General features: G+C 55.3%; 11 protein-coding genes and 3 tRNA genes. 4 read left to right on the top strand and 10 right to left on the bottom strand.

All coding sequences use genetic code 11. The features are described 5' to 3' along the window. Window positions 1-30: 30 nt before the first annotated feature. From hfq to nnr, 6 genes are all read right to left on the bottom strand, one after another. Entirely contained in the window at window positions 31-339 is a 309-nt protein-coding gene (gene hfq / locus JZ655_RS01865; RefSeq protein WP_032616179.1) for an RNA chaperone Hfq, read from the bottom strand. Window positions 340-424: 85 nt separating this feature from the next. After that, window positions 425-1,375 (bottom strand): tRNA (adenosine(37)-N6)-dimethylallyltransferase MiaA, encoded by a 951-nt coding sequence (gene miaA, locus JZ655_RS01860; protein WP_207292859.1) that lies wholly within the window; start codon window positions 1,373-1,375, stop codon window positions 425-427. Continuing rightward, on the bottom strand, window positions 1,368-3,215 hold the full coding sequence (gene mutL, locus JZ655_RS01855) for a DNA mismatch repair endonuclease MutL (protein WP_207292858.1): 1,848 nt from the start codon (window positions 3,213-3,215) through the stop codon (window positions 1,368-1,370). Before mutL ends, miaA begins: the two co-directional genes overlap by 8 nt. 9 nt (window positions 3,216-3,224) lie before the next feature. Then, on the bottom strand, window positions 3,225-4,559 hold the full coding sequence (gene amiB, locus JZ655_RS01850; RefSeq protein ID WP_207292857.1) for an N-acetylmuramoyl-L-alanine amidase AmiB: 1,335 nt from the start codon (window positions 4,557-4,559) through the stop codon (window positions 3,225-3,227). A 16-nt stretch (window positions 4,560-4,575) separates the two neighbouring features. After that, complete coding sequence (gene tsaE / locus JZ655_RS01845) at window positions 4,576-5,037, bottom strand: tRNA (adenosine(37)-N6)-threonylcarbamoyltransferase complex ATPase subunit type 1 TsaE (protein WP_207292856.1); 462 nt, start codon at window positions 5,035-5,037, stop codon at window positions 4,576-4,578. Beyond that, a complete protein-coding gene (nnr, locus tag JZ655_RS01840; protein WP_207292855.1) occupies window positions 5,030-6,556 on the bottom strand; it encodes a bifunctional ADP-dependent NAD(P)H-hydrate dehydratase/NAD(P)H-hydrate epimerase in 1,527 nt (508 codons plus the stop codon). Before nnr ends, tsaE begins: the two co-directional genes overlap by 8 nt. Between nnr and queG the strand changes: the two genes are divergently transcribed. After that, complete coding sequence (queG, locus tag JZ655_RS01835) at window positions 6,555-7,694, top strand: tRNA epoxyqueuosine(34) reductase QueG (RefSeq protein ID WP_207292854.1); 1,140 nt, start codon at window positions 6,555-6,557, stop codon at window positions 7,692-7,694. The two genes, nnr and queG, sit on opposite strands and share 2 nt — an antisense overlap. 268 nt (window positions 7,695-7,962) lie before the next feature. Here the strand turns inward: queG and JZ655_RS01830 are convergent. The 4 genes from JZ655_RS01830 to orn all read right to left on the bottom strand — a co-directional run bounded on the left by JZ655_RS01830 (window position 7,963) and on the right by orn (window position 9,005). After that, window positions 7,963-8,038 (bottom strand) — tRNA-Gly (locus tag JZ655_RS01830). 32 nt (window positions 8,039-8,070) lie between these two features. Beyond that, window positions 8,071-8,146 (bottom strand) — tRNA-Gly (locus JZ655_RS01825). A gap of 32 nt (window positions 8,147-8,178) precedes the next feature. Continuing rightward, window positions 8,179-8,254 (bottom strand) — tRNA-Gly (locus JZ655_RS01820). Window positions 8,255-8,459: 205 nt separating this feature from the next. Then, window positions 8,460-9,005: an oligoribonuclease gene (gene orn / locus JZ655_RS01815; protein ID WP_207292853.1), complete on the bottom strand. Its 546-nt coding sequence runs from the start codon at window positions 9,003-9,005 to the stop codon at window positions 8,460-8,462. A 107-nt stretch (window positions 9,006-9,112) separates the two neighbouring features. On the opposite strand from orn, the gene rsgA reads away from it, so the two are divergent. The 3 genes from rsgA to mscM all read left to right on the top strand — a co-directional run bounded on the left by rsgA (window position 9,113) and on the right by mscM (window position 14,571). Then, window positions 9,113-10,165 carry a small ribosomal subunit biogenesis GTPase RsgA gene (gene rsgA / locus JZ655_RS01810; RefSeq protein ID WP_040077510.1) on the top strand — a complete coding sequence of 351 codons (1,053 nt, stop codon included), beginning with the start codon at window positions 9,113-9,115 and terminating at the stop codon, window positions 10,163-10,165. A 97-nt stretch (window positions 10,166-10,262) separates the two neighbouring features. Beyond that, window positions 10,263-11,231: an archaetidylserine decarboxylase gene (gene asd / locus JZ655_RS01805; RefSeq protein ID WP_040077511.1), complete on the top strand. Its 969-nt coding sequence runs from the start codon at window positions 10,263-10,265 to the stop codon at window positions 11,229-11,231. A 16-nt stretch (window positions 11,232-11,247) separates the two neighbouring features. After that, window positions 11,248-14,571, top strand: a complete 3,324-nt coding sequence (gene mscM / locus JZ655_RS01800; RefSeq protein WP_046885479.1) for a miniconductance mechanosensitive channel MscM — start codon at window positions 11,248-11,250, stop codon at window positions 14,569-14,571. Window positions 14,572-14,599 lie beyond the last annotated feature (28 nt).

Raw genomic sequence — 14,599 nt, 5'->3', positions numbered from 1 at the left:
TCCCCGACGTGGAAAAAACAGCCAGAAACCTTATTCGGTCTCTTCACTGTCCTGCGCAGGCGCTGAAGAACCCTGCGCGTTGCTGCCATGATGGTAGTTACTGGAACCGCCGCCTGCGTTATTGCTGTGATGAGATACCGGGCGAGACGGAACAACAGTAGAAATCGCGTGCTTATAGACCATCTGGCTGACCGTGTTTTTCAACAGGATCACGAACTGATCGAAAGACTCAATCTGACCTTGCAGCTTAATACCATTCACCAAATAAATAGAAACTGGAACACGTTCACGACGCAGTGCGTTCAGGAACGGGTCTTGTAAAGATTGCCCCTTAGCCATTCTATCTTTTCCTTATATGCTTGTTTTGTACTTAGAATCTTGCGACTCTGAAAAATTGCGCACGATACGTCTCAATTGTACACATTCAGTCTGTGATAGCACCAACAACCTGTAATACTTCGTTGAACGCTTGTTGCGGTTTTTCACTGTCTAACCAATGAACACCTTCCCAACCGCGCAACCAGGTAATTTGGCGCTTCGCTAACTGTCTCGTGGCGCAAACACCTCGATAAACCATTTCATCATGAGATATTTCGCCTTCAATGTATGACCACATCTGGCGATAACCGACACAACGAATGGAAGGCATGTCCGTATGCAAATCTCCACGGGCAAAAAGCGCCCGCACTTCTGCTTCAAAACCTGAAGCTAACATCTGATGAAAACGCTGCTCAATTCGCTGATGGAGCAGTTCACGGCTCGCCGGGGCGATGGCGAACTGATGCACCTGATACGGCAGAGCCTCTCCTGACGTTTGCGTCAGTTCCGTTAAAGTTTTACCCGAAATGAAAAAAACTTCCAGTGCCCGGGAAAGCCTTTGCGGATCATTTGGATGAATACGTGCCGCAGCAACCGGATCGATCTGTTCCAGTTGTTGGTGCAACGCGCCCCATCCCTGCTCTGCTGCCTGCTGCTCAATCTTTGCTCTTACCGCCGGGTCTGCCGATGGCAACGGCGATAACCCTTCAAGTAACGCCTTGAAATAGAGCATAGTTCCGCCCACCAGAAGCGGAATGCGCCCCGCCTCGGTGATCCTGGCCATCTCTGCCAGCGCATCGCGGCGGAAATCTGCCGCCGAGTACGCCAGGGCCGGGTCAAGAATATCTAATAAACGGTGTGGAGCCGCACGCAGCTCCTTGGCGCTGGGCTTTGCCGTGCCGATATCCATCCCTTTGTAGATGAGGGCGGAATCCACGCTGATCAACTCTACTGGCAAAACTTTACGAAGCTCAATGGCTAACGCCGTCTTGCCCGAGGCCGTAGGCCCCATCAAAAAAATCGCCTTAGGCAGGCCAGTCTTACTTACATCACTCATCTTTCAGGGCGTTCTTCGCCGATTGTAAATCAACAGGTTGTAATAAACCGCCCGGCGGCGCTTTCACCAGATGCGGGCAGAGGCGTTCTACCTCCGCCAGCACGGTGATGGCCTGCGCCATACTCCACACAGGATGATCGCTGGCCAGATGGCGTGCGATCCACTGTGCCGTATTGGCTGCATCAAAGGTCGTTTGCTGCGCCAGGTAGCCTATCAGTTCAGGAATCAAGTTTTGTAAATTTTGTTGGCGTAAGGGTAAAGGCACCGCGCGAAGGGTCACATGCTGGGCCTCTACTGCCGTTTCTATGCCCATTTCTGCCAACAGGGGCTGGAAACGCTGTAATACCCGGGTTTCTTCCGGGGTTATCTTTAAACGCACCGGGATTAATAGCGGTTGCGCACAGGCGCGATGTTCGCCAGGGGTTAACTGCGTCTGTTTCAACCAGCGCTCCGCCACCGGCAGTGCCAGCAACGCCAGCTTACCGTCGCGCTCCAGAAGAGCGATATCCGGGGCGACTATCGTCAACACGCGGCCAAAACTCTGGCTATGTCCTTCCAGCGTGTCGGCCGTCGGCGCGACATCGGCGCTACGTCTTTCAACCGGTGGAGTTTCCAACAGCTTGCGATAATTGGCTCCCTGCTGTTTCTGGTATCCCGTATGCGCATGCGGGTAGTTTGCTCCCGTCGCGCGCGACGCTTTGTCGCTGGCCGCATACCCCGGTGCAGATGGCGCTTTGGCCACCACCGGCTCGGCGAATTGGTTACGTCCTGCAGCGGCCCGGTTTTCAGGTATCGCACGGGGTGCAACGAGCTCGTCTGCCAACGGTAATGCAGGCTCGGCCTGTTGTTGCAGCACGCTCAATACGCCCTGATAGATGAAATCATGCACCAGCCGGGATTGATGAAAACGCACTTCATGTTTGGCGGGATGAACATTGACGTCTACCTGATGTGGGTCGATCTCCAGATAGAGTACAAAAGCAGGCTGTTGATCGGCGCCCAGCTTGTCTTCACAGGCCTGACGGATGGCGTGGTTGATCAGCCGGTCGCGCATCATACGGCCATTGACGTAACAGTACTGAATTTCGGCAAACGCGGCGCTGCTTACTTTAGGATCGGCCACCCAGCCGCGCAGGGTTAGATCCCCGTGCTGCCATTCGATGGCCAGAGCCTGTTCAAGAAATGGCGTACCGCAGATGGCACCAAGACGGCGCTCTTTCTGTCCGCCTTGTGCGACAGCGCGGTATTGCCGCATCACTTTACCGTTATGGCTTAGGTTGAGAGTCACGTCGAAACGTGCCAGCGCGATTCGGCGAATGACCTCATCGATATGGCTGAATTCGGTTTTTTCAGTGCGCATAAACTTGCGACGCGCCGGCGTGTTGTAAAAGAGATCTAATACTTCCAGCGTGGTTCCCACCGGGTGAGCCGCAGGCTTTACCGTCACGTCCTGGTCGCGTCCTTCCGCATAGGCTTGCCAGGCTTCTTGCTGCTCAGCCGTACGTGAGGTCAGCGTTAAGCGGGAGACGGAGCTGATACTGGCCAGGGCTTCACCACGAAAACCGAGGCTGATTATGGCTTCAAGATCGTCAAGCGAGGCAATTTTACTGGTGGCGTGACGCGCCAGCGCAAGCGCCAGCTCCTCTTTTTTGATGCCACAGCCGTTATCGCGAATGCGGATCAGCTTGGCCCCACCGCGTTCAATATCGATATCAATGCGGGTGGCCCCCGCATCAAGGCTGTTTTCAACCAGCTCTTTCACGACCGATGCCGGGCGCTCTACCACCTCGCCGGCGGCGATTTGGTTCGCAAGCTGCGGCGGCAGAACCTGAATCGGCATGAATGCTCCTTAGTTAGTGGCGGTTATCCCGCCCGGTAGTTCGGCACTGGCGGTCTGTCCGACACCACCCTGCGGCGCAGACTGGAGTGGATGGGCATCGAAATACTTGCGCAGCCCGTTATAAATCGCCTCGGCAATTTGTTGCTGATAACTGTCGCTGCCTAACAGACGCTCTTCGCCGTTGTTACTGATAAACCCGGTCTCTACAAGAATGGAAGGGATATCAGGCGAGCGCAGTACGCCCAAACTCGCATGCTCAGGGCGACGCTTATGCAGGGCTCCGATACCGTCTAACTGGCTCAGTACGTTAGTGGCTACATCATACCCGACGCGCTGAGAATGGCCGAACTGTAAATCGAGAACCGCCTGGCTAAGGTAAGGATCGGACTGGCTGTTTGCCAGCACATCGCCCGCCCCGCCTAACAGCTCGGACTGTTTCTCATGTTCTTCCAGCCAGTTCGCCATTTCGCTGTTGGCGCGACGGTTGGACAACACCCAGACCGAAGCCCCCGTCGCACTCCGGTTTGGCGCGGCATCAGCATGAATAGAGACCAGGAAGTTCGCATTCTGTTTACGCGCGACGTCAGAGCGCCCCATCACAGAGATGAAATAGTCGCCGTCACGGGTGAGCACGCCTTTAAACATCGGGTCATTATTCAGCAGCGTACGCAGCTTACGGGCAATAGCGATAGTGACGTTTTTCTCACGCGTACCGCCAGGGCCTATCGCCCCTGGATCCTGCCCACCGTGGCCGGCATCGATAGCAATAATCACTTTATCGCCCGTGACGGCACGACGCGCACTGGACGCAGGCCGGGTCGCGGTATTACTGCTGGTCACGGTGGTGATACGATCGCTGCCCGATTTGAATGGGTTACGGGCAGGCTCTGCGGGCCGTGGCGTGTAAGCGGGGGTCTCCACGCGTTTCGCGACAACCGGCGGTGGTGGCGGTGGCGGCGTATCGGCTTTGATGGTGAAGACCACGGTGTAGTTCGCACCGTTCTGCTGCTTCACCGCCAGGGTTTTACCCTTTTCCGTAAGATCGACCACCAGCCTCAGCGACTGGGCATCCTTCGGTGTTCCCGAACGGATGGTTTTCACCAGATTGTTACCACTGAATTGCAGCGGCAGCCCCTGAATCACGCCCGTCTGTTTGATATCCAGCGCCACGCTGCGGCTATCAGGCTGTGAAAAAGCATATTCAGGATCGCCCATAAAACTGAAGGTAATCCGCGCCTGGCTATCGCCATTCGACACCTGAATATCCGAAAGTGTGGCCGCTCCGGCTTGTGCACAAAGCAATACCGTTGCTGCTAATAACCAATTTTTAACGCGATTAAACATCCCGTCATCCCTTCGCTTAACCGGCTAAACGCGCCAGTAGGGAACTGCCTGATGAGGAGACTGCGCTGATGCGAGCCTCACGCCCTTGCGCCTGGTAATCTAAGTGGATTTCGACATCCGGGTCAGGCAAGACACCCGCACCTTGTTGCGGCCACTCCACCAGGCAAATGGCGTCGTTGGCAAAATAGTCGCGGATCCCCATAAATTCCAGCTCCTCGGGATCCGCAAGACGGTACAGATCGAAATGGTAAACCATTAAATTTTCAAGCGTGTAGGGCTCAACCAGGGTGTAAGTGGGACTTTTTACGTTACCCTTGTGGCCTAGCGCCTGTAAAAAACCGCGGCTAAAGGTCGTTTTCCCCGCGCCCAGATCGCCATACAGATAAATCACCGTTGCGCCCTGGCAAGCCTCTGCCAGACGTTTACCCAGTGCTAAAGTGGCCTGCTCGTCAGGTAATGGAATCACTCGATTAGTCATTTTCTACATCAATCACATTCGGGTTTACAACACGCCGCAGCGTGTCAAAAAGATCGGTGGCCAGCATACCGCGCGTGCCGTAGTGAACGGCAAATTTGTCGGCTGCTGCGCCATGGGCTACACAACCCGCGCAGGCGGCATCGTAAAGGGGAAGTTTTTGTCCGAGCAACGCGCCGATAATACCGGAGAGTACATCACCCATACCGCCGCTCGCCATGCCCGCATTGCCGGCATCAACAATGCCCAGCGCGCCTGATTCACAGGCTACAACGGTTCCCGCCCCTTTTAAAACGACAACACCACCGTAACGTTGTACCAGACGTTGCGCAGAAAGTAAGCGATCGCTTTCAATTTCTGCGATGCTGCAATTTAGCAGCCGCGCGGCCTCGCCAGGGTGTGGCGTCAGGATGCGATTGTGACGTTTATCCGGATTGATTGCCAGAAGGTTCAGCGCGTCGGCATCCCAGAGCATCGGTTTCCGGACGTTTTCAACTTTCTGCAGCGCCTGTTTGCCCCATGCTTGCTGGCCGAGCCCGGGTCCAATCACCACGACATCCGCCCAGGCTAGGCTCTCTTCCAGTGAGTGCGCGGTCAGTTCATGCAGCATCAGCTCTGGCCGGGCAGTGATAATAGGCGCGATGTTCTCTGCGCGCGTCAGCACGCGTACCAGACCTGCACCTGCACGCAGGGCAGCCTCACCCGTCATCCGTATCGCCCCCGCCGTACCGTGATCGCCACCGATAATCACCAGCTTACCGTGGTCCCCTTTTTGCGAGGTCGCCCGACGCGGTGCCAGCCAGTCTGACAACTGACTGGCCTCAAAGCGGGTCATTGCCGTCTCCTGCCCTGCCAGCCACGCGTCTAGCCCGAGGGCGTTATGGTGAAGCTTGCCGACTACGTCCCGCGCTTTGCCCGTCAACAGACCGGGTTTTAGCGCGATAAAGGTCACCGTCCGGGCAGCCTGAATGACCGCACCAGGTGTGGCCCCCGTCTGAGCCAGTAATCCCGAGGGAATATCGAGCGCCATCACGGGCGCGGGATGCGCATTAGCATGGTCAATCAGCGCGGCAACCGGGTCGCGCGGCGCGCTGCGAAGCCCGGTACCAAGCAGCCCATCAATGATCAGATCGACCTCTTCTGGCCAGCATACGTCGGGAGCATGAATGACACCGCCCGCGTTAAGCCAGGCGTCCCTTGCCGCCTGGGCTTCTTCTGGTAAAGGGTGGTCGCTCTCTAATGCCAGCAGCGTGACGCTAAACCCGGCGGCAAGCGCCAGCCGGGCCACCACGTAGCCATCGCCGCCGTTATTGCCGTGCCCGCAAAGGATGAGCCAGTGTGCTGCATCCGGCCAGGCTTCACGCGCCACGGTAAACGCCGCCTCGCCCGCGCGCTGCATCAGCTCATAAAGGGTAATGCCAAGGCTATCAGCAGCCTCTTTTTCGGCGCGACGGAGGTCATCCGCAGGCCAGATGGAATGTGGTATACTTGCGGGGTTTTTCTTCACAGTATGGTCCGTCATGTCACAGCCCCTCGATCTCAATCAGTTAGCGCTAAATATTAAACAGTGGGGCGCCGAGCTTGGCTTTCAGAAAGTCGGCATCACGGATACCGATCTCTCTGCCAGCGAGCCAAAACTGCAGGCATGGCTGGATAAACAATACCACGGCGAAATGGAGTGGATGGCGCGACACGGCATGATGCGTGCCCGTCCGCATGAACTCTTACCGGGTACCCTGCGCGTCATTAGCGTACGCATGAACTACCTTCCCGCTAATGCGGCATTTGCCCGCACGCTGAAAGATCCGACATTAGGTTACGTGAGCCGTTATGCCCTGGGGCGTGATTATCATAAGCTTCTGCGTAACCGACTAAAAAAACTGGGCGAAATCATTCAGCAGCATTGCGATTCGCTGAATTTTAGACCCTTTGTCGACTCTGCGCCTATTCTTGAGCGCCCGCTTGCGGAAAAAGCCGGTCTCGGCTGGACTGGTAAGCACTCACTTATCCTGAGCCGTGATGCCGGTTCGTTCTTTTTTTTAGGTGAGTTACTGATCGATCTCCCTCTCCCGGTGGATAGCCCGGTTGAAGAGGGCTGCGGTCGCTGTGTGGCCTGCATGACCATTTGCCCTACGGGAGCGATTGTTGAGCCCTACACGGTGGATGCCCGCCGCTGTATCTCTTATCTCACCATTGAACTGGAAGGGGCCATCCCTGAAGCGTTCCGACCGCTTATCGGCAACCGTATTTACGGCTGCGATGATTGCCAGCTGATCTGCCCCTGGAACCGCTATTCACAGTTAACGGATGAAGATGATTTCAGCCCGCGTAAGGCGCTACATGCCCCACCGCTTGTCGAGCTGTTTGCCTGGAGCGAAGCCTGGTTCTTAAAGGTGACGGAAGGTTCGGCTATTCGCCGCATCGGCCATTTGCGCTGGCTGCGAAATGTCGCAGTGGCGCTGGGCAATGCCCCCTGGAGCGAGGCGAATATTCAGGCGCTGGAAAGCCGTAGAGGTGAGCACCCACTTCTCGATGAACACATCGAATGGGCGATTGCGCAGCAGATTGAGAAGCGAAATGCGTGCGTTATCGAAGTGCAGCAACCGCAAAAACAACGCCTTGTAAGGGTGATCGAAAAAGGGTTACCGCGGGATGCGTGATATATTCACACCCTGTGAATAAAATTAAAAACCGAGGAATCATCATGGGTAGCTTACAGGTCAAGAGATCGCCATAACATTTTGAAATGAAATTTTATTGCCAAATTTCAGTGAGTTATAAAGATACTATTCACCAGGCGAAGTTTTTACATATTGACGGAAATCGGCCAAACCTGTGGATAAGTCTGTTGAGGAAAGTTTTTCAGAAACAATACAAATCACCCGCGGCGAGGGTTCTCGCTGTGGATATCTAAGAGGAGAGAAAATTTGGAGCGGGAAACGAGACTCGAACTCGCGACCCCGACCTTGGCAAGGTCGTGCTCTACCAACTGAGCTATTCCCGCTTGGGTGGTCTTACTGCGTAGCGAACAAATTTTGGAGCGGGAAACGAGACTCGAACTCGCGACCCCGACCTTGGCAAGGTCGTGCTCTACCAACTGAGCTATTCCCGCTTGGGTGGTCTTACTGCGTAGCGAACAAATTTTGGAGCGGGAAACGAGACTCGAACTCGCGACCCCGACCTTGGCAAGGTCGTGCTCTACCAACTGAGCTATTCCCGCAAATCTGTTGCTGTCGTAACGAATAAATCCTGTCGTTACGGGAGGCGCATTATACGAGAAATCCTTTTAGCTGCAACCCCCCTCAAAGCGTTTTTTTAGAAATTCAGTTCAAGTGATGGAATATTCATCGCTTTGCGCGTTTTTACACCATGTAGCCCTTCTGACGGCCGGGTAAGGCACAAGCACTACCCGGCAACGCCCTGAATCAGAGCTGAATAAAGTGTTCGCGATAGTATGCCAGCTCCGCCACTGACTCACGAATATCGTCCATTGCCTGGTGCGTGCCCTGCTTCTTGAAGCCATCCAGGATTTCAGGTTTCCAGCGACGCGCCAGCTCTTTCAAAGTGCTGACGTCCAGATAGCGGTAATGGAAGTACGATTCCAGTTCGGGCATATATTTAAAAAGAAAACGGCGATCCTGCCCGATGCTATTGCCACATATCGGCGATTTACCCGCAGGTACCCACTGTTTCAGAAATTCAATGGTGGCCAGTTCCGCTTCGCGATCGCCCTGGGTACTGGCTTTGACACGATCCACTAGCCCACTGCCGGTATGGGTGCGCACGTTCCAGTCATCCATCAGCGCCAGCTGTTCGTCGCTTTGATGAACCGCAATGGTCGGTCCTTCCGCCAGGATATTGAGGTTCGCATCGGTGACCAGGGTTGCGATCTCAATGATGCGATCGCGCTCGGGATCCAGCCCGGTCATCTCAAGATCGATCCAAATCAGGTTATTTTCATCCGCGCTCATGTTATTTTCCACCCTTCTCGCATAACCCGCCGCGGCAGGTTAACTAGTATTGATTAGTGTGTATCATAGAGGTTTTGCCCGTTACGGGCGACCAGGAGCCAGCACGATTGAGTAAAAATAAACTCTCCAAGGGGCAGCAGCGCCGGGTGAAAGCCAATCACCAGCGTCGTCTTAAAACCACTGCGGAGAAAGCCGACTACGATGACAACCTGTTTGGCGATACGGCTGAAGGCACGGTTATTAGCCGCTTTGGTATGCACGCCGATGTGGAATCTGAAGACGGCAGCGTGCACCGCTGCAATATTCGTCGCACCATCCGTTCACTGGTTACCGGCGATCGCGTCGTCTGGCGTCCAGGTAAAGTGGCAGCGGAAGGGGTGCTGGTAAAAGGCATCGTAGAGGCGGTACATGAGCGCACGTCGGTGCTGACGCGCCCTGATTTCTACGACGGCGTTAAGCCGATCGCCGCCAATATCAATCAGATCGTCATCGTTTCGGCCATTTTGCCTGAGCTGTCGTTGAATATCATCGACCGGTATCTGGTGGCCTGCGAAACCTTGCAAGTTGAGCCGTTGATCGTACTGAATAAAATCGATCTGCTCGACGACGAAGGCATGGCGTTCGTGAACGAACAAATGGATATTTACCGCAAGATTGGCTATCGGGTACTGATGGTCTCCAGCCATAAAAAAGATGGACTGTTACCGCTGGAAGAAGCGTTGACTGACCGTATCAGTATCTTTGCCGGGCAATCAGGCGTGGGTAAATCGAGCCTGCTAAATAACTTACTGGGGCTGCAGAAAGAGATCCTGACCAATGATGTCTCGGATGTCTCCGGACTTGGCCAACATACCACTACCGCCTCACGCCTGTATCACTTCCCTCACGGCGGCGACGTGATTGACTCGCCTGGCGTGCGCGAATTCGGTTTATGGCACCTCGAACCGGAACAAATCTTTAACGGATTTGTCGAATTCCATGACTATTTAGGCGCTTGTAAATACCGCGACTGCAAGCATGATAACGACCCTGGCTGCGCAATTCGCGAAGCGGTCGAAAACGGTGACATTGCGGAAACCCGTTTCGAAAACTATCACCGCATTCTCGAAAGCATGTCTCAGGTAAAAACGCGTAAAAGCTTTTCTGAATCTGATGACTGACAACTAAGCTTAGCGTCGCTAAAATCGTCCCCCATTTTCAGGTTCCGGCTGTTAACAGCCGGATCAGGAACGACAAAACAATGGCCTGGAGGCTACCTTGTTAAACTCATTTAAACTTTCGCTTCAATACATTCTGCCAAAACTGTGGCTCACTCGCCTGGCGGGCTGGGGCGCGAGCAAACGAGCGGGCTGGCTGACAAAGCTGGTAATCGACCTGTTCGTAAAATATTACAAGGTCGACATGAAAGAGGCGCAGAAGCCGGATACAGCCAGCTACCGCACCTTTAACGACTTCTTTGTTCGCCCGCTGCGCGACGAAGTTCGCCCACTGAATACCGACCCAAATGTCCTGGTCATGCCTGCCGATGGGGTCATCAGCCAGTTAGGTAAAATCGAAGAAGATAAGATTTTGCAGGCGAAAGGCCATAACTACAGCATGGAAGCACTGCTGGCAGGTAACTACCTGATGGCTGACAAGTTCCGCAATGGCTCTTTCGTAACCACTTATCTGTCACCGCGCGACTACCACCGTGTGCATATGCCTTGTAACGGTATTCTGCGCGAAATGATCTACGTACCGGGCGACCTCTTTTCCGTCAACCACCTGACCGCGCAGAACGTACCGAATTTGTTCGCCCGTAACGAGCGCGTCATTTGCCTGTTTGATACTGAATTTGGCCCCATGGCGCAGATTTTAGTCGGTGCGACCATTGTGGGCAGCATTGAAACCGTCTGGGCTGGCACCATCACGCCACCGCGTGAAGGCGTGATCAAGCGCTGGACATGGCCTGAAGGTGAAAGCGAAGGTTCCGTCGCTCTGCTGAAAGGCCAGGAGATGGGTCGCTTCAAGCTCGGCTCGACCGTTATCAACCTGTTCGCACCGGGCAAGGTGGATCTGGTCGAGTCGTTGCAGAGCCTCTCCGTAACGAAGATTGGTCAACCGTTAGCCCTCTCTACCGAGACCTTCGTTACGCCGGACGCGGAACCTGCCCCGCTTGCTGAGGAAGAGATTGCCGCTGAACTTGACGCCAGCCCGCTTGTTGACGATAAGAAAGCTGAAAGCTAATTAAAGGACCGCTGACGTGCGCCCGATTATCATTTTTCTGATGGCCTGGTGCCTCAGTACGGGGGCGTACGCTGCGACGGCCCCTGATGCCAAACAGATAACCCAGGAGCTGGAGCAGGCGAAAGCGGCTAAACCCGCGCAGCCTGAAGCCGTTGAGGCACTCCAGACCGCACTGAACGCCCTCGAGGAGCGTAAAGGTTCCCTCGAGCGCGCTCAGCAATATCAGCAGGTTATCGATAACTTCCCCAAACTCTCTCAGACGTTACGCTCTCAGCTGAATAATCTGCGCGATGAACCGCGTGAGGTGCCAGTGGGAATGACCACCGACGCCCTCAATCAGGAGATCCTGCAGGTCAGTAGCCAACTGCTGGAAAAAAGCCGTCAGGCGCAGCAAGAGCAAGAGCGCGCCCGTGAAATCGGCGACTCCCTGAACCAACTGCCGCAACAGCAAACCGACGCCCGCCGACAGCTTAATGACGTTGAGCGACGCGTAGGAACACAAGCCGGCAACACAGCCCAGAGTCAGGCGCAAAATATCGCCATTCAGGCCGAGTCCGCCAAACTCAAAGCGCTGGTGGATGAACTTGAGCTGGCACAGCTGTCTGCGAATAACCGTCAGGAACTGGCGCGCATGCGCTCTGAGCTTGCGCAGAAGCAGAGCCAACAGCTTGATGGCTACTTACAGGCCCTACGTAATCAGTTAAACAGCCAGCGCCAGCGCGAAGCAGAACGCGCGCTGGAGAGCACAGAACTGCTGGCTGAAAACAGCGCCAACTTGCCACCGGACCTGATCGCCCAGTTCAAAGTGAACCGTGAGCTGTCGGCTGCCCTTAACCAGCAGGCCCAGCGGATGGATCTGGTCGCATCGCAGCAGCGTCAGGCCACCAATCAAACTTTACAGGTACGCCAGGCGCTAAATACCCTGCGCGAACAGTCTCAGTGGCTGGGATCGTCGAATCTGCTTGGTGAAGCCCTGCGTGCCCAGGTGGCACGTCTGCCTGAAATGCCGAAACCCCAGCAGCTTGATACCGAGCTGGCGCAGCTGCGAGTGCAGCGTTTGCGCTATGAGGATCAACTCAACAAACAGCCGCAGCTACGTCAGATCCGCCAGGCCGACGGCGCGCCGCTGACAGCCGAGCAGAACCGCATTCTGGAAGCCCAGTTGCGTACTCAGCGCGAACTGCTGAACTCGCTTTTACAGGGTGGTGATACCCTGATTCTGGAGCTAACCAAGCTGAAGGTGTCTAACAGCCAGCTCGAAGATGCGCTGAAAGAGGTGAACGAGGCGACCCACCGCTATCTGTTCTGGACGTCTGACGTACGCCCAATGACCATCTCCTGGCCGATTGAAATTGTGCAGGATTTACGGCGCCTCATCTCGCTGGATACTGTCAATCAACTCGGCAAAGCCAGCATCATGATGCTGACCAGCAAGGAGACCATATTCCCGCTGCTGGGGGCGCTGATTCTGGTCGGATGCAGTATCTACTCCCGCCGCCACTTTACTCGCTTCCTGGAACGTTCTAGCGCTAAAGTCGGGAAAGTGACGCAAGACCATTTTTGGCTCACTCTGCGCACCGTGTTTTGGTCTATCCTGGTGGCATCACCCCTGCCGGTGCTGTGGATGACGCTGGGTTATGGTCTGCGTGAAGCCTGGCCTTATCCGCTGGCCGTAGCGATCGGCGATGGGGTAACCGCCACGGTACCGCTGCTATGGGTCGTTATGATCTGCGCCACATTTGCCAGACCCAATGGGCTTTTTATTACCCACTTCGCCTGGCCGCGTCACCGCGTCACACGAGCGATGCGTTACTACCTGATGAGCATCGGGCTGATTGTGCCGCTCATCATGGCGCTGATCATGTTCGATAACTTGAGCGACCGAGAGTTCTCTGGCTCGCTTGGCCGCCTGTGCTTTATTTTGATTTGTGGTGCGCTGGCGATAGTTACCCTGAGCCTGAAGCGTGCGGGGATCCCGCTCTATGTCGATAAAACCGGCAGCGGCGACAATATGTTTAACCGTCTGCTCTGGAATATGCTGCTCAGCGCTCCGCTGGTTGCCATTCTGGCCTCTGCCGTAGGCTATCTGGCTACCGCACAGGCCCTGCTGGCCCGTCTTGAGACCTCGGTCGCCATCTGGTTCTTGCTGCTGGTGGTGTATCATATTATCCGTCGCTGGATGCTGATTCAGCGGCGGCGTCTGGCTTTCGATCGGGCTAAACATCGCCGCGCGGAAATTCTTGCTCAGCGCGCCCGTGGTGAGGACGAACCGCAGCATACCACCAGCACTGAAGGCACCGCGGAGATTGATGAGGTTGAGCTGGACCTTGATGCCATCAGTACCCAGTCTCTGCGTCTGGTGCGTTCCATTCTGATGCTGATTGCCCTGCTGTCAGTGATCGTGTTGTGGTCTGAAATTCACTCGGCGTTTGGCTTCCTTGAGAACATCTCCCTGTGGGATGCCACCTCAACCGTCCAGGGCGTTGAGAGCCTTGAACCGATCACGCTTGGCGCCGTTCTGATCGCAATTCTGGTGCTGATTATCACCACCCAACTGGTACGGAACTTCCCTGCCCTGCTGGAACTCGCCCTGCTGCAGCATCTGGATCTCACGCCAGGCACCGGCTACGCCATTACCACCATCACCAAATACCTGATCCTGCTGCTGGGTGGGCTGGTCGGTTTCTCGATGATTGGTATTGAGTGGTCGAAACTGCAGTGGCTGGTCGCCGCACTGGGTGTGGGGCTCGGCTTTGGTTTGCAGGAGATTTTTGCCAACTTCATTTCTGGCCTGATCATCCTGTTCGAAAAACCGATTCGTATCGGCGATACCGTGACGATCCGCGATTTGACGGGCAGTATTACGAAGATCAATACCCGCGCGACCACCATCAGCGACTGGGATCGCAAAGAGATCATCGTGCCGAATAAAGCGTTCATCACCGAGCAGTTTATCAACTGGTCACTGTCGGATTCGGTGACGCGTGTGGTCTTAACCGTGCCCGCCCCTTCCGATGCTGACAGCGAAGAGGTGACAAAGATCCTCTATACGGCGGCCGATCGCTGCTCGCTGGTGATCAACACACCGGAACCGGAAGTCTTCCTTGTTGACCTTCAGCAGGGGATACAGATCTTTGAACTGCGCATTTATGCCGCTGAAATGGGCCATCGTATGCCGTTGCGTCATGAAATCCACCAGCTGATCCTCGCTGGCTTCCGCGAGCATGGCCTGGAAATGCCGTTCCCGCCTTTCCAGATGCGTCTGGAAAGTCTGGATGGGCGTAAGACGGGAAGAACCTTGACGTCGGCGGCGCGTTCCCGTCCGGCGGGAAGTTTGTAACGCCTTCACCCTCTCCTGCGGGAGAGGG

It is taken from the genome of Leclercia pneumoniae, from assembly GCF_017348915.1.
Lineage (GTDB): Bacteria > Pseudomonadota > Gammaproteobacteria > Enterobacterales > Enterobacteriaceae > Enterobacter > Enterobacter pneumoniae.
This window is presented reverse-complemented; position numbering and strand designations above follow the sequence as displayed.